Annotated in this window: 21 protein-coding genes and 1 pseudogene; 12 read left to right on the top strand and 10 right to left on the bottom strand. The window is 73.7% G+C overall.

Features of this window, described 5'->3' with window-relative positions:
* A partial coding sequence (locus D6689_13370; protein RMH40595.1) for a hypothetical protein occupies window positions 1–1,404 on the bottom strand: 1,404 nt, incomplete at its 3' end.
* A 710-nt stretch (window positions 1,405–2,114) separates the two neighbouring features.
* Here D6689_13370 and D6689_13365 point away from each other — a divergent pair.
* Both D6689_13365 and D6689_13360 read left to right on the top strand, forming a co-directional pair.
* Window positions 2,115–4,193 (top strand): DUF3604 domain-containing protein, encoded by a 2,079-nt coding sequence (locus D6689_13365; protein ID RMH40594.1) that lies wholly within the window; start codon window positions 2,115–2,117, stop codon window positions 4,191–4,193.
* A 117-nt stretch (window positions 4,194–4,310) separates the two neighbouring features.
* Window positions 4,311–5,255 carry a hypothetical protein gene (locus tag D6689_13360; GenBank protein ID RMH40593.1) on the top strand — a complete coding sequence of 315 codons (945 nt, stop codon included), beginning with the start codon at window positions 4,311–4,313 and terminating at the stop codon, window positions 5,253–5,255.
* A 27-nt stretch (window positions 5,256–5,282) separates the two neighbouring features.
* On the opposite strand, the gene D6689_13355 is transcribed toward D6689_13360, so the two are convergent.
* On the bottom strand, window positions 5,283–6,971 hold the full coding sequence (locus tag D6689_13355; protein RMH40592.1) for a hypothetical protein: 1,689 nt from the start codon (window positions 6,969–6,971) through the stop codon (window positions 5,283–5,285).
* A gap of 85 nt (window positions 6,972–7,056) precedes the next feature.
* Here D6689_13355 and D6689_13350 point away from each other — a divergent pair, with 85 nt between their 5' ends.
* A complete protein-coding gene (locus D6689_13350; protein ID RMH40597.1) occupies window positions 7,057–8,322 on the top strand; it encodes an LPS biosynthesis protein in 1,266 nt (421 codons plus the stop codon).
* A 28-nt stretch (window positions 8,323–8,350) separates the two neighbouring features.
* Here the strand turns inward: D6689_13350 and D6689_13345 are convergent, their stop codons facing one another.
* Together D6689_13345 and D6689_13340 are read right to left on the bottom strand one after the other, a co-directional pair.
* Window positions 8,351–8,989, bottom strand: a complete 639-nt coding sequence (locus D6689_13345; GenBank protein RMH40591.1) for a hypothetical protein — start codon at window positions 8,987–8,989, stop codon at window positions 8,351–8,353.
* A gap of 13 nt (window positions 8,990–9,002) precedes the next feature.
* On the bottom strand, window positions 9,003–9,377 hold the full coding sequence (locus D6689_13340; protein ID RMH40590.1) for a (2Fe-2S) ferredoxin domain-containing protein: 375 nt from the start codon (window positions 9,375–9,377) through the stop codon (window positions 9,003–9,005).
* A gap of 23 nt (window positions 9,378–9,400) precedes the next feature.
* Here D6689_13340 and D6689_13335 point away from each other — a divergent pair, with 23 nt between their 5' ends.
* On the top strand, window positions 9,401–11,194 hold the full coding sequence (locus D6689_13335) for a hypothetical protein (protein ID RMH40589.1): 1,794 nt from the start codon (window positions 9,401–9,403) through the stop codon (window positions 11,192–11,194).
* A gap of 297 nt (window positions 11,195–11,491) precedes the next feature.
* Here the strand turns inward: D6689_13335 and D6689_13330 are convergent, their stop codons facing one another.
* Complete coding sequence (locus D6689_13330) at window positions 11,492–11,656, bottom strand: transcriptional regulator (protein ID RMH40588.1); 165 nt, start codon at window positions 11,654–11,656, stop codon at window positions 11,492–11,494.
* A 211-nt stretch (window positions 11,657–11,867) separates the two neighbouring features.
* On the opposite strand from D6689_13330, the gene D6689_13325 reads away from it, so the two are divergent.
* The 3 genes from D6689_13325 to D6689_13315 are packed head-to-tail and all read left to right on the top strand — an operon-like array spanning window position 11,868 to window position 14,265.
* Window positions 11,868–12,671, top strand: a complete 804-nt coding sequence (locus tag D6689_13325; protein ID RMH40587.1) for a ParA family protein — start codon at window positions 11,868–11,870, stop codon at window positions 12,669–12,671.
* Window positions 12,668–13,546 carry a ParB/RepB/Spo0J family partition protein gene (locus D6689_13320; GenBank protein RMH40586.1) on the top strand — a complete coding sequence of 293 codons (879 nt, stop codon included), beginning with the start codon at window positions 12,668–12,670 and terminating at the stop codon, window positions 13,544–13,546. The genes D6689_13325 and D6689_13320 overlap by 4 nt, the downstream gene beginning before the upstream one ends.
* Window positions 13,432–14,265: a TIGR02266 family protein gene (locus D6689_13315; protein ID RMH40596.1), complete on the top strand. Its 834-nt coding sequence runs from the start codon at window positions 13,432–13,434 to the stop codon at window positions 14,263–14,265. Before D6689_13320 ends, D6689_13315 begins: the two co-directional genes overlap by 115 nt.
* A gap of 114 nt (window positions 14,266–14,379) precedes the next feature.
* Here the strand turns inward: D6689_13315 and folD are convergent, their stop codons facing one another.
* Both folD and D6689_13305 read right to left on the bottom strand, forming a co-directional pair.
* Window positions 14,380–15,258, bottom strand: a complete 879-nt coding sequence (gene folD, locus D6689_13310; protein ID RMH40585.1) for a bifunctional methylenetetrahydrofolate dehydrogenase/methenyltetrahydrofolate cyclohydrolase FolD — start codon at window positions 15,256–15,258, stop codon at window positions 14,380–14,382.
* Entirely contained in the window at window positions 15,255–15,530 is a 276-nt protein-coding gene (locus tag D6689_13305; GenBank protein RMH40584.1) for a zinc ribbon domain-containing protein, read from the bottom strand. Before D6689_13305 ends, folD begins: the two co-directional genes overlap by 4 nt.
* A 62-nt stretch (window positions 15,531–15,592) precedes the next feature.
* Between D6689_13305 and D6689_13300 the strand changes: the two genes are divergently transcribed.
* Entirely contained in the window at window positions 15,593–16,927 is a 1,335-nt protein-coding gene (locus D6689_13300; GenBank protein RMH40583.1) for a hypothetical protein, read from the top strand.
* Here the strand turns inward: D6689_13300 and D6689_13295 are convergent.
* A complete protein-coding gene (locus D6689_13295; GenBank protein ID RMH40582.1) occupies window positions 16,893–17,957 on the bottom strand; it encodes a hypothetical protein in 1,065 nt (354 codons plus the stop codon). The genes D6689_13300 and D6689_13295 overlap by 35 nt on opposite strands.
* Before the next feature lie 42 nt (window positions 17,958–17,999).
* Window positions 18,000–18,689: a hypothetical protein gene (locus D6689_13290; protein ID RMH40581.1), complete on the bottom strand. Its 690-nt coding sequence runs from the start codon at window positions 18,687–18,689 to the stop codon at window positions 18,000–18,002.
* Between the two features lie 102 nt (window positions 18,690–18,791).
* Between D6689_13290 and D6689_13285 the strand changes: the two genes are divergently transcribed.
* The 4 genes and pseudogenes from D6689_13285 (at window position 18,792) to D6689_13270 (ending at window position 24,699) form a co-directional block, all read left to right on the top strand.
* Entirely contained in the window at window positions 18,792–19,163 is a 372-nt protein-coding gene (locus D6689_13285) for a PilZ domain-containing protein (protein ID RMH40580.1), read from the top strand.
* Window positions 19,164–19,414: 251 nt separating this feature from the next.
* Window positions 19,415–23,566 (top strand): tetratricopeptide repeat protein, encoded by a 4,152-nt coding sequence (locus D6689_13280; GenBank protein ID RMH40579.1) that lies wholly within the window; start codon window positions 19,415–19,417, stop codon window positions 23,564–23,566.
* Between the two features lie 83 nt (window positions 23,567–23,649).
* Window positions 23,650–24,591 (top strand): FHA domain-containing protein, encoded by a 942-nt coding sequence (locus D6689_13275; protein ID RMH40578.1) that lies wholly within the window; start codon window positions 23,650–23,652, stop codon window positions 24,589–24,591.
* 33 nt (window positions 24,592–24,624) lie between these two features.
* Window positions 24,625–24,699, top strand: a pseudogene (locus D6689_13270) (zinc-ribbon domain-containing protein).
* Here the strand turns inward: D6689_13270 and D6689_13265 are convergent.
* A partial coding sequence (locus D6689_13265; GenBank protein RMH40577.1) for a serine/threonine protein kinase occupies window positions 24,666–24,947 on the bottom strand: 282 nt, incomplete at its 5' end. The pseudogene D6689_13270 and the gene D6689_13265 overlap by 34 nt on opposite strands.

Below are 24,947 nucleotides of genomic sequence, written 5' to 3'. Positions count from 1 at the left end.
GTACAGCGGCCGCGCGACGCGGCCGCCGCGCACCAGCGGCACCAGTGACTCGCCGTCGACCCCGGGGATCGGATCCACGCCCGCGACCTCGAGAATCGTTGGCGCCAGGTCCACGTCCTCGACCGGGTCGGCGATTCGCTTGCCCGCGGGGAACAGCGGCGGATAGCGCATCGCGACCAGATCGCGCAACAGCTCGTCGTACAGCGAGTGGCCGTGCCCCCAGCGGCCGTGTTCGCCCAACTCCTCGCCGTGATCGTTGGTGATCACGACCAGCGTGTCGCCGTCGAGCCCGCGCTGGGCGAGGGCGTCCAAAAACGCGCCCATGTGTTCGTCGTGGTACGTGATCTCGCCGTTGTAGAGCGCCTCGAGCCACTTGCGATCGCGGTCGGTCGCCTTGAGCTTGCCCTTGGACAGCGCGACCTGCTCCTCCGCGGTGATCGCATCGCCGAGCGGCCCGTCGTAGTCGCCGTCGAAATACAGAGCGCTGTACTTGCGGTCGACTTGGTAGACCACGTGCGGGTCGATCGTCTGGATGTACGCGAAGAACCGCTGGCCCTTGTGCTGGTCGATCCACTCGAGGGCGTCGGCGTAGACGTGCTCGGCGTCCGACGGCCGCTCCTCGCGGATGTAGTTGCGAAAGAAGTCCCAGCCCTGGTCGAAGCCGAACTTGCCGCTGATGAAGCCGTTGGCGACGAACGCCCCCGTCGCGAACCCGGCCGACTTGAACTGCTCCGACAGCAGCGTGACGTCGTCCGGCAGCACGCTCGGGTCGCGCTTGGTGTCGTGCGTCACCGGGTACAGGCCGGTGAGCGTCGTGGCGACCGACGGCTTCGTCCAGTTCTCGTTGTTGTAGGCGTTGACGAACACGGTCGCCTGCTTCGCGAACGCGTCGTACGCCGGGGTCTTGACCGGGCTGCCCGGCGCGAACGCGTCGGCCCGCGCCGTGTCAATCAAAATCAGCACGACGTTGCGCGCGGGCGGACCCGCGGGCGCCGCCGCGTCGGCCGGCGGCACCATGATCTCCGGCTCGCCCCACCCCGCCGCCGCCGCCGCGCCGGACGTCGCGAGGTCCAGGCGAATCGCCTTGCCCGCCAGCGGCGACAGGTCGACGGCCGCCTCGGTCCACGCGTTCGGCTTCGCCTGCGCCTCGAACAGCGCGCGCTCGGGCTCGCCGTCGGCCTGCGCGCGCACGGCGAACGTCGTCGCCCGATCGGCGCCGTAATCGAACACCAGCGACGCTCCCGGCGGCACGTGCAGGTAGAACGAATAGGTGCGCGGCGTCGGCGCCGGCAGCGCCCGCTTCGGCGTGCCGCCGATCGGGATCGGCATCACGCGCGGCAACGACACCGGCTGCGCGGCGCCGTCGGTATCGCGCAGCCAGACCCAGTCCACCTCGGCGCGCACCCCGCTCCGGTTCGGCTTGGTGAACAGCACGTGCACGGTGTGCCGGCCCGGCGCGATCTTGCCCGGCGCGATCGGCATCGACGCCAGCGTCCAGTCGCTGCCGACGTCGGCCGCGCCCACGTCGACGCCGTCGACGAGGACGCCGACGCGCTGGCCGGCGACCGGCGACCTCGCGCGGACCACGACCTCGCGCACCGGCGCGCGCACGACCACGTCCAGGGTGCCGCGCGCGCCCGATAGTTCGGTGTAGGTCGTACCATCCGGCGCCTGCGCGGACTCGCCCCAGCCCGTGTTCCACCCGCCGCGGGTGTACTTGTACTGGTCGTAGCCGCCGAAGTCGATGAACGGCCCGCCGGCGCTCAGCTCGGCCCGCCCGGCTTCGGCCAGCAGCGCGCGGTGGGTTCGCAGCTTCGTGCGGACGCTCGGCGGCGCGGCCGGCGCGCGCGCCGCGGCGGGCTCCTCGGCCGCCGGCGGGCCGCCCGGATCGGCGTCCTTGCCGCCGCACGCCGCACAGGCCGCGGCGGCTCCCCATACCAGTGCGCGCCAACCGCTTATCGAAGTGGCCGCGCGCGCGACGAGACGACGTTGGACGACAGAAATTCTGGGCACCTCCGTTGGACAGGGGTTCCAATCACGTGAGAGTCTAAGGGGCGCCCTCGGGCATGTCAAAAACCGCGCACGTTCGCCGTTTGTTACGCGATTTCGCAGAGTTGCTTCCCCTGCGGGACGCGGACGAGGTCACCGCGACCCGCCTGGTCCCCGGTCGCTCCGACCTGTGGCTCGCGGTGAGCCGCGCACAGCTCGACCGCGAGGGCGTGTGGGCCGCGCGCTGGGACGGCCGGCGGTGGTCGGAACCGGCGCCGGTGGAGCTCGGCGCGTGGGCGTTCCGCCCGGCCGTCGCGCGGGTCGGGGGCGGCGTCGCGGTCGCCGCCGCGGTCCCCGGCGGGATCGCCGGCGCGCTGCTGCCGGACGGCCCTCGGTTTTCGATCGCGACGACCGCGCCGGCGCAGCGCGTCGCGCTGGCCGGCGACGGCGACGGCGGCGCGTGGCTGGCCTGGGACGAGGTCGGCCCGCACCGCGCGCGCGTCCGCGTCGCGCGCGTCGACGGCGGCGGCCGCGTCGTCCCGGTCCCCGGCGCGGGCGTCGACGGCCGCAGCCCGGCGCTCGCGGCGACGCACGATGGCGCGTGGCTCGCGTGGATCGGCGGCGGCGTCACCGGCGCCGGCCGCGCGCGCGCCGCGCGCCTGCCGGGCGGCGCGGCCGTCGAGGTCGACGCGATCGACGCGCCGCAGGAGGCCCCCGCGATCGCGGTGGACGGCCGCGGGCGGGCCTGGGTGGCGTGGCACGCCAACGTGCCGGGCGACCGCGAGCCCGACATCGTGCGGTGGGTGCGCGTCGCGGCGGTCGACGCCGCGGGCGCCGTGACCGCCTACCACCCGCCGGCCGAGCTCGCGGGCGCCCGCGAGGTCGCCGGGCCGGATCAGGGGTGGGAGTTCCCCGCGATCGCGGTCGCCGGCGACGACGTGTGGGTCGCCGCGCGGTCGTCGCACGGCTGGCATGCTGCGCGGCTGCGAGCCGGCCGGTGGAGCGCCCGCGTCTCGTTGTCGACGGACGACTGGGGCGGGCGCGGGCGAACGGTTGCACTGGCAACCGATGGCGAGCGCGTGATCGCGGTCCGCCGCGAGCCGGACGGCGTCGCCGCGTGCGAGTTGACCGATGCGCCGCCCGCCGCGCCCGTCTCCCCGCCGCGCGTGCCGCCCGGCCCCGAACCGGCGAAGATCGGCGACACCTTGTTTGGCGACCTGCACCAGCACACCGCGTGCTCCGACGGCTGCGGCACGCCCGAGGCGCTGTACCTGTGGGCGCGCGACCGCCGGCGCCTGGACTTCGCCGCGGTCACCGACCACGACCGGTTCTGCCGCCGCGCGATCGGCCCGGCGACGTGGGCCTACCTGCGCGACGTCGCCGATGCGTTCGACGAGCCCGGCCGGTTCGCCGCCGTGTGCGGCTACGAGTTCACCGGCCCGCGCCACCCGGGTCCGGGCCACAAGTGCGTCTACTTCGAGGACCGCGGCCCGGACCGCCTGCCCGACAAGGACGTCGGCGCCATCGCGGCGGCGGTCCGCGCGCACAACGGCATCGCGGTACCGCATCACGTCGGCTGGACCGGCGCCGACCTCGCCCACCACGACCCGACGCTGCAACCCGTGTGGGAGGTGTTCTCGGTCCACGGCTGCTACGAGCAGCACGACCACGCCTGCGCGTTTCCGCCGCGGGCCGACGTCGTTCTGCCCGGCCAGTTCGTCAAAGACGCCCTCGACGCCGGCCATCGCTTCGGCTTCATCGCGTCGACCGACAGCCACGGACTGCTGTGGCACCACGGCGTCGCCCGCAAGCGCGACCCGTTCGCGTGCGGCCTGGCCGCGCTGCCGGGCGCGGAGCCGACGCGCGCGTCGATCCTCGCGGCGCTGCGCGCGCGCCGCTGCTACGCGACCACCGGCGCGCGCATCCGGCTGCGCGTCGACCTCGACGGCGCGCCGATGGGCGCCGAGCTGCCCGCCGACACCGAGGGCGCGCTGTCGGTCGAGGTCGACGGCACCGCGGCGCTGGCCGAGGTGACGCTCGTCCAGGCCGGCGGCGAGGTGGCGCTGCCGCGGCTCGACGGCGCGCGCTGCCGCGCCCGCGTGCGCATCGCCTGCGGGCCGGGCCGGCAGTGGGACTACGTCTACGTGCGCGTCCGCCAGGTCGACGGCGAGATGGCGTGGTCCAGCCCGATCTGGCTCGGCTGAGGCGCCGACCGGCACGGTCGCCGCACTGGCGCGCGACGCCGCGGGCGCGGCCGGAGTTGCCCGGCCGCGCTCGCCGAAGACGTGGGCGGTCGCGCCGATCCGCTCTACACTGGGCGGGTGTGGATCGCCGTGTGGCTCGCCGTGTCGCTGCCGGTCGCCGTCACCGGCGACGGCTTCACGGTGCGCGCCGAGCCGGGCCTCGCCGGCGTCGCCGCCCGCGTCGCGGCCCAAGTGCCCGGCGACCTCGACGCGATCTACGCCGACCTCGACGGCCTGCCGCGGCCGCCGGCGGTCGACATCCGCATCGTCCGCGACGCCGCATCCCTGTCGGACGTCGCCCCCGGCGGCGCCCGCGTCCCGGCCTGGGCCGACGGCGTCGCGTTCCCCCGCTACGGCGTCGTCGCCGTCGCGCTGCGCCGCGGCGCGCGCGACATCGACCTGCCGTCCACCGTGACCCACGAGCTCGCGCACCTGGCGCTCGGCGCCGCGCTCGGAGGCCGCGCCCCGCGCTGGCTCGACGAGGGGTTCGCGTACCTGCACTCCGCGGACATGTCGCTCGACCGCGCGCGCGCACTCGCCGGCATCGCGTGGGGCGGTCACCGCTATGCGCTGCGCGATCTCGCGCACTCGTTCCCGGCCGGCCACGACGCCGCGGCGCGCGCCTACGTGCAGGCCTACGACTTCGTCGCGTACCTGGCCAAGCGCGGTCGCTTCGCGGACGACGCCGACGACGGCAACCGCGCGCCGTTTCGCCAGTTCCTGCGCGAGATCGCGCGCACCGGCGGCGTGGACCGCGCCGCCATCGAAGCGTTCGGCCTGCCGCTCGAGCTGCTCGAACGCGAGTGGTACGAGCACGTCCGGCGCACGTACCTGTGGTCGCTCGTCGGCCTGTTCTCCGCGCTGGTGTGGTGCGTCGCCGCCGGCTTGCTCGTGGTCGGTTGGCTGCGGCGGCGGCGCGAAAACCGGCGGCGCCTGGCGCAGTGGGCGATCGCCGAGGCGGCCGAGGACGGCGCGCTCGCCGGGGTGCCGCCGGGCGGAACCGAGCCGCCCTGGCTGCACTGACCGCGCGCCCGCGGCGGCGCGGCGCCGTCACGCGGCCGCGGGGCGCTCGACGCGCGCGATCACGTCCGCGAGTTCTGCCTGAAGCCGCGCGCGCACGCGCCGCGCGATGGGTCGGCCGTAGCGCGGCGCCAGCCCGTAGAGCACGTAGCGCAGCCGGCCGTGCGCCTCGACCGGCACGACGCAGCCCGGTGCGCGCGCGTCGCCGACGATCGCCTCCGCGATCGCGGCACCGACGCCTTCGTCGTCCGGCGCGCACAGGTCCACGAGGCCGGACCGCGCGATCCGCGCCAGCGCGCAGTCCGCAGCGATCGGCACGGCGAGCGAACGCGCCGCGCTCCAGTCGTGCACGCGGCCCGCGGCGATCCACGGCACGAGGTGGCGGCCTCGCAGCTCGTACGCCACCGCCGCCTCGTAGCAGTACGACAGAAACCGCAGGCCGAGTTCGATGGCGGTGTCCCGGCGCGCGGCGCCGCGGATGAGCCCCAGCATCGTGTCGACGCCGAGCGTCTCTTGCGGGAACACGACGATCTGTCCGCTGACGTCGCCGCCTTCCACCGCCGGCTCGACCGCGGCGACCGGCTTGCGCACGACCAGCGGCACGACCTCGTGCGCGGGGGACCGTCCCGATCGCGACGCCGGCGTCGGCCGCGCGAGCCGCGCGCGCATCTCCGCCCGCAGTTCCGGCGACAGTTCGATCGACGTCGGCGGCGCGGCGGCCGCGTCGAACCAGTGGAGAGAATGCCCCGCGTCGCGGATGCCGCGCATGCGGCCCGCGATGTCGGCGACCGCGACGACCTCGGTGCATTGGCCCGGCGCGACGTTGACCACCAGTTGATGGGTCGACCGCCACGCGGTGTACAGGCCGAGCCCCGCGCCGCCGGACTTGCGCTCGATCGAGCCTCCCGCGCGCAGGCAGTCGCGCAGCCGGGCGCGCACCCGGTGCACCGCGAGCGCGCCGAAGCCGTCGGCGACCGAGAGGACGAAGCGGCGCCCGTCGCAGCCGAACCGCACCGCGACCCGCTCCCACGGGTCCAGTTCGATCTTCGCCCGGCGGTCGAGGTGCGCGTACCGCGGCCGCCCGTGCTCGTCGCGCGGCGCGTTGTAGATGGCGTTGGTCGCCAGCTCGTCGGCGACCTGGCCCATCGCCGCGGCGACTTCGCGGCCCGCCCCAATGGTCGCCAGCGTGTCGACGATCATGGCCACGAGGTCGTCGCGGTCGTCCGCGCTGGCCAGGTCGCGCTCGTGTACGTCGACGCCGAACCCGTCGAGATACTTGTCGATGCCGAACACGTCGCGGCGCGCGATCTTCTCCACGGTCGTCGCGACCTCGCGCGCGTCGAAGCCGCCGGCGCGCTCGGCGACCACGTGCGTCGCGCCGTGCAGGCACAGCAAATCGATCCAGACTGCGGCGTCGCGCGGCCGGCACAGCGCGACCAGCGGTACGCGCTCGCCGGCGGCATCCGCGACCCGCCCGTAGTCGGCGACCGCGGCGGCGCCGGCCACATCGACCAGCACGATGTCCACCGCGCACGCCTCGGCCAGTTCGGCCGCCGCATCGACGCGGTCGGTGAACACCACCTCGTTGCCGGCGGCGCGCAGCGCGGGCGCCAGCGGCCGCAGGGCCCGCGCATCCGCGGTGACGACGAGCACCGATGTTCCCAACATCGCCCGCTGGCGGAGCACGGCGCGTGCCACGCGCAACCGCCCGACATCCACCTTCGCACCGCCCGGGGTGTGCAACGCGCGTACAGCGGACCTGTCCGGCGCGCGTACAGTCCCCCCCGTGCCATACTGGCGCGCGATGGACCGAGTGAGCACCCTCGTGGTGGGCGCCGGGATCACCGGCCTGTCGTTCGCCAACTGGGCCGGCCCCGACGGCGATCTCCTCATCATCGAGGCCGATGCGGAACCGGGCGGCTACTGCAAGACGGTCGTGCGCGACGGGTTCGTATGGGACTACTCGGGCCACTTCTTCCACTTCCGGCACCCGGAGATCGAGGCGTGGCTGCGCGCGCGCATGCCCGGCGCCGACATCCGCACCGTGGTCAAGCGCTCGCTCATCCGGTTTCGCGGCGTCGACGTCGACTTTCCATTCCAGAAGAACATCCACCAACTGCCGCGCGACGCATTCATCGACTGTCTCGTCGACTTGTACTTCAAGGACGAACACTACGGCGGCCGCGAGCCCGCGTCGTTTCAAGAGATGCTCTACCAGCGGTTCGGCAAGAGCATCGCCGAGTACTTCCTGATCCCGTACAACGAAAAGCTGTACGCCTGCGCGCTGGACCAACTCGACCGGGACGCGATGGGACGGTTCTTCCCTCACGCGGACACCGCCGACATCATCCGCAACATGCGGTCGCCCGACAACCGCAGCTACAACGCGACGTTCACCTACCCCGCCGGCGGCGCGATCGAGTACATCCGCGCGCTACTGCGCGATATTTCGCCCGAGCGGATCGCCTACCGCGAACGCCTCGTCGAGGTCGACCTGGCGACGCGGACGGCGGTGACGACGCGCCGCCGCATCCGCTACGACACGCTCGTGAGTTCCGCGCCGCTGCCCAAGTTGGCCGCCGCCGCCCGCGTGCCGCACGACGCCACGGCGTTTTCGTGGAACAAGGTGCTCGTGTTCAACCTCGGGTTCGACCGCAAAGGGCGCGACGACGTCCACTGGATGTATTTCCCGGAACGGGACTATCGGTTCTATCGCGTCGGTTGGTACGACAACATTCTCGACAGCGACCGCATGAGCCTGTATGTCGAGATCGGCGCGTCGCACGATGCCGACCTGGACGTCGATGCCGAACGCGACCGCGTGTTGGCCGACCTCGAGCGCGCCGGCATCGTCGACGGACACCGCCTCGTCGCGTGGCACAGCGTCGTGCTCGATCCGGCGTACGTCCACATCACGCGGCGGTCGCTGGCCGAAACCGACCGGGTGCGCGCCGCGCTGGCGGCCGGCGGCGTCTACTCGTGCGGCCGCTACGGCGGGTGGACCTACTGCTCGATCGAGGACAACATCGTCGAGACGCGCGAGCTTGCCGCGCGGTTGCGCGCCGGCTGACTCCGCCGGCGCGGACACCGCGCGGCGATCAGTACCAGGAAAACCCCAGCCCCATCGTGAACTGGCCGATCGCACCGGTCTTCTGGCGCGGCTGGCCGACGTCGCCGGCGCCGCCCGGATACAGCGCGCCGACGACGCGCACCTCGAAGCTGAACGCAAAATCTTGTTGCGCGAGCAGCCAGGCCGGCCGCACGTCCACCATGCGAAAGAAGTCGAACCCGACCGCGCCGGTGACGGCGACGCCAGTGCGCTGCAGATCGCGAATCTCGGTCTGCTCGACCGCCTCGGCGATCTCGTAGGTCGCGACACCGGCGCCGCCGTGCAGCCACAACGTCCGGCGCGCGTACCACTGGGCACCGAGCGTCAGCGTGCCGTGGCGATTGATCTTCACCTTGCCGGCCGCGTCCCTCACGGGGACGGCGGCACCTTCGATCTGCACGATCCACAGTAGGGCGTCGCCCGCCGCGGTGCCGATGCGGATGCCGCCGCCGCCGCCGCCGCGCCGGCCGCCGATCTCGCAGCAGGACGTGCTCACGAACCCGCCGCCCTGGGTCAGCAGCCCGAACACGACCCCTTCGGGCTGAAACCCGCGCGACTCGAAGTAGCGGTCCGGCTGCGCCGCCGCCGGCCGCGCCGCCGCCCACGCGACCGCCGCAGCGATCGCCATGCGGACGGCGCGGTCAGTCGTCATCCGCCTCGCCCCGCAGCGGCGCGGCGCGCACCGCGCCGGCCAGATGCGGTTGATCCGGCAACATCAAGCGAGTGACGAACTCGCCGCCGACGATGTGCCGATCGACCAGCTCCGCGACGTCGTCCGGGGTCACCGCGCCGTACCAGACCTGTTCCGGGTAGACGCAGACGACGACGCCGTGCTCGCACTGGTCGAGACAGCCGGCGCGGTTGGCGCGCACGAGTCCCTTGAGGCCGCGCCGCGCCAGCTCGGCCTTGAGCGCGGCGCGCACCCGCGCGCCGCCGCGCGCCTTGCAGCAGCCCCGCGGGTTGTCGGGGGCGCGCTCGTTCTCGCACACGAACACGTGGCGGCGCAGCGAGGGCATCCGCGGCCAGTATAATGAACGCGGTGTCTGCGGCCAACGGCACGTGGCTGGTCGCCGCGGCCGCGGCCGTGGCCGTCGGCTGTCCGACCGGCGACGGGGCGCGGCGTGCGGAGCGACCGCGCACGCCGGTGCCGATCGCACCGAAGAACGGGCGCGCCACCGGCTGCCCGCACGCCGCGGACGGCCGCGCGGCTCGGCCGCGGTTCGCGTGGTCGTGGGTCGACCGCGCCCGGCGGGCCGTCCGCTACGATCTCCAGGTCGACGACGACTGCGAGCCAGGCCGCATGCAGACCTGCTCGTTTCCGTCGCCGGAGATCGACGCCCGCGGCCTGGTGGCCGCCCAGTTCGAGCCCGACGCGCCGCTGCCGATCGCCGATCGGCCGCCCGTCGGCCGGCGCTACTACTGGCGCGTGCGCGCGTGCGCGGGCGGGGTCTGCTCCGCCTGGTCGCGCGTCCGCTACGCGGACGTGGCGCGCTGCGCGGGCGACTTCGACGGCGACGGCTACTCCGACGTCGCGGTCGGCGCGCCGCTCGTCGACGCGGGCGGCGTCGACCGCGGCAGCGCGTTCGTCTACTACGGCGCGGCCGGCGGCATACGCCGCGATCGCGTCACGCGCATCGACGACCCCGCGCGCGGCGATGGCAGCGTGTTCGGCGTCGCCGTGGCCGTCGCCGGCGACGTCGATGCCGACGGCTTCGCCGACCTGATCGTCGGCGCCGCCGGCACGCGCGAACATCGCGGCTTCGCCTACGTCTTCCGCGGCGGCCCGGACGGGGTCGCGCACGTGCCGAGCGCCACCATCCGCGACCCCGACGGCCAGCTCGGCGACTGGTTCGGCGCCGCGGTCGCCGGCGCCGGCGACGTCGATGGCGACGGCTACGCCGACGTGCTGGTCGGCGCGAGCGGGACCGACCGGGACGGCATCGACTGGGGCGCCGCCCACCTTCTGTACGGAAGCGCCGAGGGGATCGTCAACAGCCGGCGGCTGCGGATCGTCGCGCCGCAGCCGACCGACTACGATCACTTCGGCTACGCGCTCGCGCCGGCCGGCGACGTCAACGGCGACGGCTACGCGGACGTCGCGATCGGCAGCCCGGGCATCGACCTGGCCGGCATGTACACGGGCACCGACCGCGGCGCGGTCTACGTGTTTCACGGCGCTCCCGACGGACTGAGCCAGGTACCGGCCGCCCGACTCGAGGCGCCGGTGCCGCTGGACTACGATCGATTCGGCTTCGCGATCGCCGGCGCCGGCGACGTGGACGCCGACGGCTTCGACGACGTCCTCGTCGGCGCCCCGGGCATCGACTCGCCTCACCCGGACGGCGGCGTCGCCTACCTGTTTGTGGGATCTGCCGGCGGCGCGATCGCGACGCCGCGCGCCGTGCTGGAAGACCCGCGCATCGAAGTGTTCGATCGGTTCGGCACGTCGGTCGCCGGCGCCGGCGACGTGGACGCCGACGGCTTCGACGATGTCGTCATCGGCGCGAGCGCACCGGACCGGGGCCGCGGTCTGGTGTTTCGCGGCGGGCCGGAGGGGATCGACCCGATTCCCTCCGCCGTGCTCCGCGATCCGCTCGGTCCCGGATACAACCATTTTGCCGACGCGGTCGCCGGCGCCGGCGACGTCGACGCCGACGGCTTCGACGACGTAATCATCGGCGCATCCGGCTCCGACAACGGCGGCGTCTACCGCGGCAGCGTGGTCCTGTACCCGGGGACGCGCAACGGCGTCGACCCGCACCGGCGACTGCGCCTGGACGACCCCGACCGCGGCGAGCACGACCACTTCGGCCACGTCGTCGCCGGCCGCTGACCGCCGCGTCGGGTCGCCGGAGCGCCGCCGCGAAAAAAAACCAGCGCCCGGCCGGGCGGCCGAGCGCTGCAGGGGGCTGGTGCGGGGCGGCGCGGCGCGCCCCCCGCGGGCAACCGTACGTTGGCGGGTCGTTGCGCATCGCCACAGGATGCGGTCGCGGTCCGCGGGCGAACGTCGGCGCACGTACTCGCGCCCGCCGGTTCCGCTGCGCCCGGCACCCCGGGTGCGCCGCGAACGGGCGCCGAACCTCGCCTGGCGTCTCGCGCACTCGCGGGCGAGGCGATGCGCGGCGGACGACTAGCGGCGGCGCCGGTGAGGGCGGCTGCGGTCGTCGAAGTCGAGCTCTTCGGCGAAGTGCTCCTCGATCAGATCCTCGACGGTCGTGCGCAGCGAGTCGAGCTTGCGCAGCTCCTCGCGCTCGAACTCGGCAAACGAACGATAAATCCTCGGAAACGCGGACATGGGCGACCTCCCTGGCGTGGTATCCTACGTTGTCCTACATCCACGCACACTGTAGGCGACCATCCGTCTCCGGTCCAAATTTTTCGCGCACGATCTCGGCCCGTGTCGCTCGCGGTGGCGCGCTCGGCGCAGATCGCCACCGATAACTCCCCAAAACCACGCGGGATCTCCGTTCTCGCGGCCGTCACACGGACGTGGTAACTACGACGGCATGGCTCGCATCGTCGCGGTCGCAAACCAAAAGGGGGGCGTCGGCAAGACGACCACCGCGATCAACCTCGCGGCATCCGTGGCCGCGACGGGCCGCCGCGTGCTGCTCGTCGACGTCGATCCCCAGGCCAACGCGTCGTCCGGCGTCGGCTATCCGGCCGACCGCGTCGAGCTGTCGATCTACGCCGCGCTGATCGGCGACGTGGCGTTCAGCGACGTGATCCGGCCGACGGACATCACGACGCTGTTCGTCGCCCCCGCGTCGACCGACCTGTACGGCGCCGAACTCGAGCTGGCGACGGTCGAGGACCGCGAGCGCATCCTGGCCCGCCTGCTCGCGCAGGTCGCGGATCGATTCGACTACATCTTGATCGACTGCCCGCCGTCGCTCGGCCTGCTCACCCTCAACGCGCTCGTCGCGGCCGACGCCGTGATCGTCCCGATGCAGGCCGAATACTTCTCGCTCGAAGGGCTGGGCGCCCTGCTCAACACCATCGAGCAGGTCAAAAAGTCGCTCAACCCCCGCCTCGAAATCGACGGCGTGCTGTTTTGCATGTTCGATCCGCGCACGAACCTGTCGGCCGCGGTCCGCGAGGAGGTCGTGTCCCATTTTGGCGGCAAGGTGTTCAACACGCTCATTCCGCGCAACGTGCGGCTGTCGGAGTCGCCGTCGCACGGCAAGCCAATCCTGCTGTACGACCTGCGGTCCCGCGGCTGCCAGAGTTACCTCGAACTCGCGCGGGAGTTCATCGCCCGCACCGGCGACGTGAGGTTCGGCCCCGAACCCGATACGATGGCACCATGACCCCGCCGCCGTCCAAACCGCGTCCCGCGCTGGGACGCGGGTTGTCCGCGCTGATCCCGGACGCGCCGTCGGCCCGAGACATCGCGCGCCGCGACTACTTGTCGGCGCCGATCGAGGACGTCCACCCGGCCCCCGACCAGCCGCGCCGCCGCTTCGACGACGCCGCGCTCGACGAGCTGGCCCGGTCGATCGCGCAACACGGCATCATCCAGCCGCTGATCGTCCGCCAGCGACCGGCGGGCGGCTACACGCTGATCGCGGGCGAACGGCGGTGGCGCGCGGCGCAGCGCGCGGGGTTGCGCGAAGTACCGGTCGTCATCCAGAAGGTGAGCGATCGCGATGCGTTCGAGCGCGCGCTGGTCGAGAACCTGCAGCGCGCCGACCTCAACCCGATCGAGGAAGCCGAAGCCTATCGCCGCCTCGCGTCGGACTACGGCTACACGCAGGATCAGATCGCCGAACGCGTCGGCAAGGATCGCAGCACGGTCGCCAACGCGCTGCGCCTGCTCAAGCTACCGCCGCGCGTGCGCGAAGCGGTGGAGTCGGGCGCGCTGACCATGGGGCACGCGCGCGCGTTGCTCGCCCTCGAAGACCCGGCGGCGATCGAAACGGCCGCCCGCACCGTCGTCGCGCGCAAGCTGTCGGTGCGGGCGACCGAGGCACTCGCACGCAAGCGTCGCGCAGACAAACCGGCGGCCGCGCGCGATGCCAAACCGGCCAACCTCCGCGATCTCGAAACGCGCCTCGCGCGCGCGCTCGGCTGCAAGGTCGCCGTCACCCCGGCGGCCAACGGCACCAGCGGCCGACTCGAGATCCGCTACCAGACGCTGGACGACCTCGACCGGGTGCTCGACCGGCTGCTCGCGCCGCGGTAGGCGGCCCCGCTCGTCTCGCCGTGGACCGCGAACGCGCACACGACCGCATCCCCTACTCGGTCGAGGTCAAGTTCCGCACGACCTCGTCGTTTCTATTCGCGTACTCGGTCAATCTTTCCAAGGGTGGGATCTTCTTGGAAACGGACAACCTGTTGCCGGTCGGCAGCGAGCTGACGCTGAAGCTGCGCATCGGCACGGCGGGCGTCTACGACGTCCGCGGCCGCGTCAGTTGGGTGCGCGAGCGGTCGGACGAGCCGGGCGCGCGCCCGCCGGGCATCGGCGTGCAGTTTCACGACCTCGACGACGCGATCGGCAGCGTGATCGACCAGCTCGTGACCACGTTTCGCGGTCTCACCGTGCTGCTGTTCTGCCCGGACACTCAGGACCGCCACGCGATCGGGCGCATGGTCAAATCGATCGTCAGCACGGCCGACGTCGTCGAGGTGGGCGGCACGACCACGGCCGAAGCGCTGCTCGGCCCCGAGATCGATGTCGTGGTATGCGACGGCGATGCCGACGACAACGCCGGCCTCGTCGTGCTGCGCGCCGCGAAACGCCGCGACAAGAAGATCCCGGTGATCGTGCTGAGCGAGGATCCCGACCGCCGCGCGCACGCCCTCGCGATCGGGGCCGACGAGGTGGCGGACAACCCGCCCACGTTTCACGACCTGCAAGACGTCCTGCTGCGCGCGCTCGGCCGGCCATCGACGGTGAGCTGACGACGACCGGGTCCCCGCCGCGCCGGCCGCGCCGGCCGCGCCGGCGAGGCCGGCCGCGCCGCGCGTTTCCGGGCCGCGCGCGGCACGCGCGCGGCGGGCATCCGCGGGCCGCCGTCAGCCGCCCGCCGGCGAGGACGCGGCCGGCCCGCGGCGCAGCCGCGTTGCGCGCACCGTATTCTCGAGCAGGCTCGCGATGGTCATCGGCCCGACGCCGCCGGGCACCGGCGTGATCGCGGCCGCCCGCGCGCGCGCGGCTTCGAACTCCACGTCGCCGACGAGTTTGCCGTCCGCGGTGCGGTTGGTGCCGACATCGATCACCGTCGCGCCCGGGCGTATCCACGCGCCGCGGATCAGCCCGGGCGACCCGGCCGCCGCGATGACGACGTCCGCGCGCGCGACCTCGGCGGCCAGGTCGCGGGTGCGCGAGTGACACACGGTGACGGTCGCGTGCGCGTTCGTGAGCAACAGCGCCATCGGCTTGCCGACGATGTTCGACCGGCCGACGATGACGGCGTTTGCACCGGCCAGTTCACAGCCGGCCTCCTGCAACAACCGCATGCAACCCTTCGGCGTCGCCGCCACGAAGCGCGGCCGGTTCTGCGCCAGCCGGCCGATGTTGTCGGGATGAAAGCCGTCGACGTCCTTGTCCGGCCGGATCCGGTCGAGCACCTCGTCGGGGTCGAGATGGCGCGGCAGCGGGAGCTGGACCAGGATGCCGTCGACGCGGTCGTCAGCGTTCAGTTCGTCGACCAGCGCGAGCAGCGCGTCTTGCGAGATGTCGGCCGGCGGCTTGTGATCGAACGTCGCGACACCGCACGCCTCGGCGGCGCGGTGCTTGTTGCGCACGTAAATCTGCGACGCGGGGTCGTCGCCCACGAGCACGACGGCCAGCCCGGGCGTCACGCCGGCGGCGCGGAGTGCGGCGGCGTCGGCCGCGACCTGCTGCCGCACGCGCTGAGCGAGCGCCTTGCCGTCCAAGATCCGGGCCGTCACGATGCGCCTCCCTTGTTCTTCTTGTCGCCCTTGTCGCTCGACTTTGCCGAGCCGGCGGAGGACGTCGCCGAGCCGGCGTCGGACTTTTTCTTCGGCGACGAATACAGGTCCTTGTACCAGCCGTCGCCCTTGAGCTGAAACGACGTGGCCGACACCAGCTTCTTGAGGTCGCCGCCGCACGACTCGCACGTCGTCTTGGGCGGCTCGCTGATCGACTGCATGTACTCGAACCGCTGGCCGCACGCCACACAGCAATACTCGTAGATGGGCATCGCGAGGCAACCGCCTACCACGTATTGACTCGCCAAACCAGGCCCATCTAACGTGTTCGTCCGTGCCACCGCGACGACGACACCTGTCCCCGAAGCGGGGACTCCCCCAGCGCGGTCCGCGCGTTCTCCTCGTCGCCGATCTGGCGTCGGCGCATCGCGCACGCCACCCCGCGTGCGAACTCGCCGCCGCCCTCGCCGACGAGTTCGACATCGCCGTGTTCGGCGCGATGCCGGCCGCCGCCGCCGCCGCCGCCGGCCTCGCCCGCCGCGTGCGGCCCCTTCCCGTCGACGACAGCGAACTTGCCGTGTTCGACGGCGCGCTGCCCGGCGGTCGCGGCCGTTTGTTCGCGGTGGACGTGGGCGATCCGATCGTGCTCTGCCGCGCCGCACTCGCCGCCGCGCGCGCCTACGACCGCTGGCCGGCGGTGCTGCACGCGTGGGACGTCGCGATCGCGCCGGTACTGGCCATGGCCGCGGGCGTGCTCGACCGGCCCCTGGCACGGCGCGTGGCCAGCATCCGCGGACTCGCCGGCGACCCCGCCGCGATCCGCGTCGCAATCGCGGCGGCCGACCGCGTGATCTTGCCGTCGCCGCGCGCGGTCGACGCGTTCGGGCGCCGGGAGATCGCCGGCGAGCTGGCCGCGGCATTCGCGGCCGCGGCCGGCAAGCTCCGCGGCATCCGCGACGGCATCGACACCACGCAATGGGATCCGGCGCGAGACCTGACCCTGCCGGCCCGGTTCGACGCGCGCGACCCGACGGGCAAGGCGCGCTGCAAGGAGGCGCTACAGATCGAATGTGGCCTGCGCCGCCGCCCCCGCACGCCGCTGCTGGCGTGCATCGCGCCGCGCGGCGCCGCCGCCGATCGGCTGCGCGAAGCGCTCGCCGCCATCGCGGCGATCCCGGTGCAGGTCGTCGTCCGACTCCCGCCGGGGCACCCGGCCGCCAGCGCGCTCGTGGCCCGCGCCGACGCGCTGGCCGGCCGCGTCGCAGTGCGGTGCGACGCCGACGACGCCGCCGTCCGCCGCACGCTCGCCGGCGCCGACCTGTGCCTCGTCGGCGCCGAGCCCTACGACCCCGCCGCGGTCGCGCAGCTCGCCTGCGCGCGCTACGGCGCGATCCCGGTCGCGCCGAACGAGGCGGGCCTCGACGACGTGCTCGTCGACTTCGATCCCAACACGCAAACCGGGACCGGCTTTTGCTTCGACGGGACCGACCCGGGCGCGCTGGTCGACGTCGTCCGGCGCGCCGCCCGCGCATACGACACGCCGGCGATGCGCGCGCTGGTCGAGCGAGTCATGCGGATCGACCTGTCGTGGCGGTCGGCAGCCCGCCGCTACCGAGACGTATACGACGATCTGCTCACGTCTCAGTCGGCGGAGGCTCGCGCAAGCTGAGTACGCGCACGCCCAGCTCGCCATCGACGTCTACCAGCTCGCCCGTACCGATCACGCGCGTGCCGACGACGAGATCGACGGGGCCTCCGAGCGGCCGCGCCAGCGGCAACACCTGGCCGGGGCTGAGTTCCAACACCTGGCGGGCCGACAGCTCGACCGTGCCGAGCTGGCAGCTCACGTGAACGGTCACATCGTCGGCGACGGTATCCTCCATCGGTTCTCCTCGGTCGTAGGGGCCAGCGATCTCGACGCCGGTGTCTGTCACGTTCACCGGAAATCCGCCACGCCCGACGGCGAGCCGGCCGCGCTGCGGATCTGGTGGTTGATCGAGCAACAATACGTCGCGGCGCGCCAGCGCGAGCAAGTCGCGCAAGCCGATGCGCCCGACGCCCGACACGACGGGGGCGCGCCACCGCGCGCCGGACAGCCAGTGGCCGCCGCGGCGCAGCAGCGCCGCCGGATCGCGCGGCGTCGGCGGCGCCACGACCGCGCGCTCGGGCGCCACGGCGAACACCACCGCCTGCTGGCCCGCCGCGGCGACCGTCACGTCGACGCCGAGCGCCCAGCCGTCTCCCAATGCCGCCGGCAGCGCCGGCGACGGCTCGTAGTGCGGCTGCACGGCGATGGCGTCGACGCCGTAGCGATCGAGCAGAGCCGCGGCCACCATCGCGCACACGCCCTGCTCCGCGCGCGTGGCCGCGCGTGGAGCGGCCAGCTCGCGGGGGCGCCCGCCCAACAGCCGCCGCGCCACCGCGGCGCCGAACGGGCCGGGCACCACGGCGAACCCCCCGTCCCCGTCGGCGCGGACGAGCCGCAGCGCGAACGCCGTCGGATCCGCCAGGCGCGCTTGCAGGTCGGCGCCGCGGTAGGCGCGCACCGGACCGACCGACGCGGACAGCGGCGCCAGCCCCTCGGGCGGCGGCTCGGAGCGGACGGGTCTCGGCCAAGCCCCCGCGAGCGCCGCGAGCAGCCGCAGCTCGCGCCGGCGCACCCTCGGCACGAGATCCCACCGGTAGGGCCGGACGTCCATCGGCGGCATTATTACTCCAACCGGCCGCGGCGGCGGGCGCGGTCAGCGGTGCGGCGTCTGCCGAGGCGGCCGCCGCGCAGTCGCCACGCGCAGACGCGCGACGCGCAGCCCGCGCCGCGCCAGCGCGTCGGCCAGCTCGGACAGTTTGGCTTCGACGACGTGCCGCGCCGCCGCCGTCGCCGCGACCACGGTGAGCTCGATCCCGCGCGGCCCGCTGACGATGTCGACGTGGCTGCCGGCGAGCGTGCCGAGCGCCAGGTCGATGCGCGCGGTCGGCCTTCCGGCCGGATCGAAGCCGGCCAGGATGCGGTCGGCTACCTCGCGCACCGGCACCGTGGCCGGCGTCGGGGCCGCGGCGACCGGCGGCGCGGAGATGGCGGCGCGCTGGTGCGCGAGCGGCCCCGCGGCGGCGGCCGCCTCGGCCGCGCCCCGGTCGCCGGCCGGATCGACGTCGTCGCCCCGGCGGTGCCGCGACGCACGCTGCGCGATGCGTGACAGGAGCGCGACGAACTGCTCGGCGTCGTCCCCCCAGCCGCGCGCGCGCAGCTCGGCAAGGCGGCTTTTGCCGGACGCAGCGCCGCCGGTCGACGCCGCGCGGCCCGCGCCGTCCGCGCGCGCGCCGACGCCCGCGCGTGCCGCCGTCCGCGTCGCGGCCCGCGGCCCGGCCGTGGCGCCTGGCCCGCCCGGCGGCGTCCCGCGCGCGATCTCGACTCGTGGTGGAGAAATGGCCACGCCGGCGGTATCGGCGACGCGGCGCCGAGGTTGCGCCGAAACTTGGCCGAGCCGGCGCGAGGTGGCACAATATCCTACATCCAACCACACCGTGGAGGAGCCATGTCGCTGCGCAACCGCCGTCTCGGAATCCGCGTGCCGGTCGAGGTGTTCGTCACCGAGATCGTCGAGGACCGCCCGTACCGGGCGCTCACCGCCAACGTGTCGGAACACGGGGTCTACCTCAACCGGCTCGACGGCGCTCCGGCCCGGCGCGACATCGCGATCGAGCTGCGCCTGCCCGGCGGCGGCGAGCCGATCTGGGCGCGCGGCAAGATCTGCCACGACGCGGTCGACCCGTTCTTCCGCGGCGCCGGCGTCAAATTCACCGCGATGGCTCGGCGCGACGCGCGCCGCCTGCGCGACTGGTGCGTCGAACGGCGGCGCCGCCACCTGGGCGAGTTGCTCGCGGCGATCCGCGGCGCCGCGGCGTAACCCGGGCGTGCCCGCGCTCGCGCCGGCGAGCCCCCGGCCGGGCGTGCCCGCGCTCCCGCCGGCGAGCCCCCGGCCGCCCGGCGAGTCGGGCGCGCCACCGCCCGGCAACCCGGCGAGCAGGTCGTCCCGACGGGCGTGTACGCCGCTGCGCGCGCCGATCGACCCGTCGTTGCCCCCCACCCGCGCGCGCTCCGGCGGGATCCCGCAATGCCCCCTGGCCCCGCGCCGGATTCCGGCGCACGCTGTATGACATGCGATGGACGTCGCCACCGCCCCCGTGGACGCGGCTCGCGCGGTGCGCACTGTGCGCGGTGTGCGTCGCGGCGGCCGTGCCGTACGCGCGCCCGGCCCGCGCCCGAGCCGACTGGTCGGTTCGCCGCGACGGCTTCGATCGCCGGCTCGTCGCCCGTTACAAGGCACTGCTCGCCAGCGACCCGAACGACCGCCGTGCGCTCCGGAAGCTGATGTCGATCTACCGCAAGTACCGGTCGCTCGCGGCGCTCGTCGGAGAATACGAGGCCGCGTTCGCCCGCCACCGCCGGTTCTCCGACGCGGTCGTGCTCGGCCACCTGTATCTCGAGCGCGGCGACGGCGACCGCGCGCTGTCGATGTACGAGGCGGCCGCCGAGCTCGAGCCGGCCGACGCCGACGTTCAGCTGGCGCTCGCCGACCTGTACCGGCAGCTCGGCAGAGCGGACGACGCGCGCGCCGCTTACGACCGCGCGCTGGCAGCCGCCGGCGACCGCGGATCCCGGACGCGCAAGACCGCGCTGCGCGCACTCGTCGACCTCGCGCTCGCCGCCGACGACATCGCCGCCGCGCGCGGCTATTTCGACCAACTCATCGCGCTCGAGCCGCAGAACGCGCGACTGCGCATCGATCTGGCCGACGCGCTCGCGCGCCACGGGATGCATCGAGAAGCGATTGCCGCCCTCGACGCGGCGGAGCAGCGCCTGCGCGACGACCCGCAAGGGCGCATCGACGTCATCGCGCGCATCGGCGCGGAACGCGAGGCGCTCGGCGACGAGGACGGCGCCATCCGCGAGTACCGGCGCGCGCTGGCGCTGATGCGTCGCGACTATCACATGCGGCGGGAGCTGATCGACCGAATCGTCGACATTCACCGCCGCCGGCAAGACCTGCCGGCGCTGGTCGGCCAACTCGAACGCGAGTGGCCGCCGCGGCGGCGACGACACATGGAGTGGGACGTGCTGGCGCGCCTGTACGAGGAACTCGGCGACCAGGAAAAGGCGATCGCCGCCTACCGCGCGGCAGTCGCGCGCGCGCCGTACGAACTCGACACGCAGCGCCGGCTGATCGCGCTGCTCGAAAACGCCGGCCGTGAAGACGAGGCGATCGCGCAGTACGAGCGCGTGGTCAAGGTGGCGCCGGGCGAGCCGCGCTTCCAACTCGAGCTGGCGCGCCGCTATTGGCGCCGCGGCAAAGCGGACCGCGCGATCGCTCTGCTCGACAAGCTCGAGCGCCGGTTCCCGGGCGACGCCGGCGTCCAGATGGCGCTGGCAGACCTGTACGCCAAATGGGGCAAGGATGACCGGGCGCTCGCGGTGTACGTGCGCCTCACCAAGATCGAACCGGACGAGGTCGAGCACCTGGTCAACCTCGGCGAGCAGTACTTCCAGCGCGGCGACAAGGCGCAGGCCGTCGCCGTCTGGCGCAAGATCGCCGCGCGGCGCACGGCCGACGGCTATGCCCGCCTGGCCGAGGTCTACGCGGAACACGACATGCTCGCCGACGCGGTGAAGACCTACGACAAGGCGATCAAGGCCGACCCGCAAAACCCGGCCCGCTACCGCGGCCGCGCGCGCGTCTACGAGCGGCTCAAGCAGCTGGCCAATGCGGTCGCCGATTGGCAGCGCGCCCTCGAACTCACCGGCGACAAGCCGTCGGACCGGCCCGCGCGCCGCGAGGCGCGCGAGCGCATCGTCGCTCTGCTGCACGCGATGGGCGGCCGCGCGCTCGCGGACAAGATGGCCGACTGGCAGCGCGCGTTCACAGGGACGCCGCCCGACATCGAGGCCGGCTATTTCCTCGTAGAAGCGTTCCGCAAGCGCCGCACGAAGACCGACCGCGCGCTCGCGCGCGACATCCTCGAACGCATCCTCGCACTGGCGCCTGAGGACCGCGAGGCGCTGCAGATGCTCGGCAAGATCTACCGCGACGACGGCGACTACCAACGCGCGATCGAACTGCTCGAGCGCCTTGCGGCGCTCTCTCCCGGCCGGGAACGCGAGTTCTACAGCGAGATCGCGGAACTCAAGGTGCTGTTGCAACAAGACGAAGACGCCATCCGCTACTCCGAACTCGCGCTCGAAAAGAGTCCGAACGATCCCGCCGCCCACGAACAGCTCGCGAAGACCTACGAAAAGATGCAGCAGTTCGACAAGGCGAGCGCCGCGTACGCCAAGACGATCGAGTTGGACCCGCGCAACTTCCGCGTCTACTTCCGACTCGCGACGCTCTACATCCGACAGGGAAAGCACGCCGAAGCGGCTCAGCTGTACCGCGGCGTGCTCCGGCGCGCGACCGACGAGCAGATCCTGCGCCGCGCGGGCCGAAAGGCGATCGATCTCGAGGAGTACATGGGCACGCTCGGAGAACTCGAGCGCATCGTTGCGCCCCTCGCGTTCACGTTTGCGCACAAACCCGTGTACCGGGAGATTCTCGTCGATCTGTACGCGCGCTACGTCCCGCGACTCGTCGCGCAAACGCGCGGCGGCGATGCGCAACGCGCCGCCGCTGCCGCGGATGAACTCGCCCGACTCGGGCAACACGGGCTCAAGCCGCTGCTCGAGGCGCTGTCGGACGAGGACCGGCCCGAACAGCAGCGCATCGCGGTGTCCGTGCTCGGCCACCTCGGAAATCGCGGTGCGGCGCTGCCGTTGGTCCGGCTCGCGAGCGCCGCGCGCGCCGAGCCGCCGGCCCGCTCTCGCCTGCTCGGGACGTACCGGCCGACGCTGGACTGGGACGTGCGAGTCGAGGCGCTCGTCGCTGCCGGGCGGCTCGGCGAACCGCGCATCGTCCCCGAACTCATCGAGCTCAGTCGCCATCGCGACTCCGCGATGCGAGCCGCCGCCGTGTTCGCGCTCGGCCGAACCCGCGCTCGCGCGGCCGCGCCAGCGTTGGCCGCGGCGCTCGACAGCCGCGAACCGGCCGTCGCGGTGCTCGCCTGCCTCGGCCTCGGACAGCTCGGCGACCGGCGCTATCGGGTCGCGCTCGAACGCGTCGTGGCCGACGCCAGCGCCCACCGCCACACGCGCGCCGCGTGTGCGTTGGCGCTCGGCGCGCTCGGCGACCGCGCCGCGCTGCCGGCGCTGATCGCGGCGCTCGACGACGGCGACGAGCGCTTACAGCGCATGGCCTCGTGGGCGCTCGGGCGTCTCGGCGATCGCGCCGCGGTGCCCGCCCTGATGGCCGCGTACTTCGGCAAGAGCGAACCGGTGCGCGAGGCGGTCGCCTGGGCGATCGCGCGGGCCGCGACCGGCCACGTCGACCGCACGCCCGTCGCGGCGCTCGCGGACTACCCGACATCCGGCGGCCGCTACGACGCGGCGGCCGCACTCGAAGCGCTCGTCGCGGACCTCGATGCCGCGCCGCCACCGGCCGCGCTGATCGCCGATCACGTCGACGCCGTCGCGCGCGGACTGCGCGCCGCGCTGGCGAGCGCGCACACCAACCGCGTCCTGCGGGCGCTCGCCGATCTCACGCAGCGCGACGACGGGCTTTCGCTCGGCGCGCTCACCGCCGCCATCGACGCGGCGCCACCGGCGGTGCGCCGGCGGGTCGCGGCCGCGATCGACCGCGTCGCCGCCGACATCACCCCCGACCTGCTCCGCCTCGCGCGCGAGCACCGCGACCCAGACGTCCGCGCCGCGGCCATCGCCGCGCTCGCCCGCACCCGCGGCCCGGGTGCCGCGGCCGCGGTCGAAGCGGCCCTGTCGGACCCGCGCGCTTCCGTGCGCGTCGCGGCGATGGCCGCGGCCGCTCGGCTGGCGGCGGCCGGCGGCCCGCGCGCGAGCGCCCTGGCTCTCGCCGTCGCCGAGCGCGCGCGGACCGCTCCGTCCTGGGAAGAGCGCCGTGCGGCCGCCGAGCAGCTCGGGCGAAGCGGCGCGGCCGCCCCCACCGACGCGCTGATCGCGGCGCTGCGGGACCGCGTCGGCTTCGTCCGCGAGGCGGCGGCACGTTCGCTCGGCGCCCTCGGCCGGCGCGACGCCACCGACGCGCTGCTTGCCGCAACGCGGGACGAATTCGCCGGCGTGCGCCGCGCGGCGGCGGCGGCGCTCGTCGCGATCGGCTCGCCGCGGGCCGAAGCTCGCCTGCGCGAGTTGGCCGAAAGCGATCCCGACCCGGGCGTGCGGGCGGCCGCGGGAGGCGCGCGCCGCTGATGTCCGCGCCGCCGACTCGGCGCGGTTGTTTCGCGATTTCGACCGTTTGATCCGCTCGCGGCGCACCGAGTACACTGCCGTCGATGGACGTCGGCCTCGTCTGCGACGCGTGCGACGGGTTCAGCGAGATGGGGGCGAAGACGTGCGCCCGCTGCGGCGCTGCGCTGTCGCTCCGGCCCGCCACTGGCGCCGAGGCTGCCGGGAACGCGGAGGGCGGCGGCGCCGACGCGACGCCGTGCGCGACCTGCGCCGCACCGGTCCCGGCGGGACACGCATTTTGCAGTCGGTGCGGCAGTCCCGCGGGCGGTGCGGCGCCGTCGCCCGCGACCAAGCCGGCAAACGCGCCGCGCAAGGCCAAGACGATGTTCTTCGGCGCGATGCAGCAGGCGCGCGCCAAGCTCACGCTCATCAAGGGCGACGGACTCGACGGCGTGTCGTTCACGCTCGCCGGCCAGGACCACATCGCCGGGCGCGTCGACGCGCCGCTGCTGTTCGACGAAGATCCCTATCTGTCGCCGACCCACGCCAACTTCTTTTACAAGGGCAGCCAACTGTGGGTGCGCGACCTGGACTCCGCCAACGGCGTGTACGTTCGCATTCGCGAACCGGTCGAGGTGGGCCACGGGGACCGCTTCCTCATCGGCGAGCAGGTTCTCGACATCGAGGTGCAGCCGATCGAGCCCGAACCCACCGCGAAGCCCGACGGAACGTACTTTTTCGCCAGTCCGCGCCGGTCGTCGCGCTTCCGCATCGTGCAGCGGCTCCGCGGCGGCGACACCGGGCTGGCCTACCGCGCGCAGAGCGACGTCGTATCGCTCGGCCGCGAGGGCAACGACGTCAACTTTCCCGACGACCCGTTCATCTCCGGCCACCACGCGCGCGTCTGCTACCGCGACGGACGGCTGTACCTCGAGGATCTCGGGTCGAAAAACGGTACGTTTCTCCGCGTCAATGGCGAGCAGGAACTCCGCCACGGGGACTACGTATTCATGGGTCAGCAGCTCCTGCGCGTCGAGATCGTGTAGGATGCCGCAAACGTACGAGGAAGGGCCGCGAACGTGATCACCTGCAAGCGCTGTGGGAAGGACAATCAGGACCACTACAAGTTCTGCCTCGGGTGCGGATCCGAACTGGCTTCGGCACCCGCGGCGGCCCCGCCGGGCGATGCGGGCGGGGTCGCGATGATGAAAACGGTCATGGCGGACATGAGCGGCCACACCGGCCAGCGCCCGACCACTCCCACTCCACCCGGAGGCGTCGCGCCGGCGGGGCTGCCCGGCATGCCGCAGTCGCCCGCGGCCGCCCCGGCGCCGGCTGCCGGCGCATTCGGCGGGCCCGCCGCGCCCGGCGCCCCCGCCGCCGCCGCGCCCAGCGCGCCCGC

The sequence above is a fragment of the Deltaproteobacteria bacterium genome (assembly GCA_003696105.1).
Lineage (GTDB): Bacteria > Myxococcota_A > Polyangia > Haliangiales > J016 > J016.
This window is presented reverse-complemented; position numbering and strand designations above follow the sequence as displayed.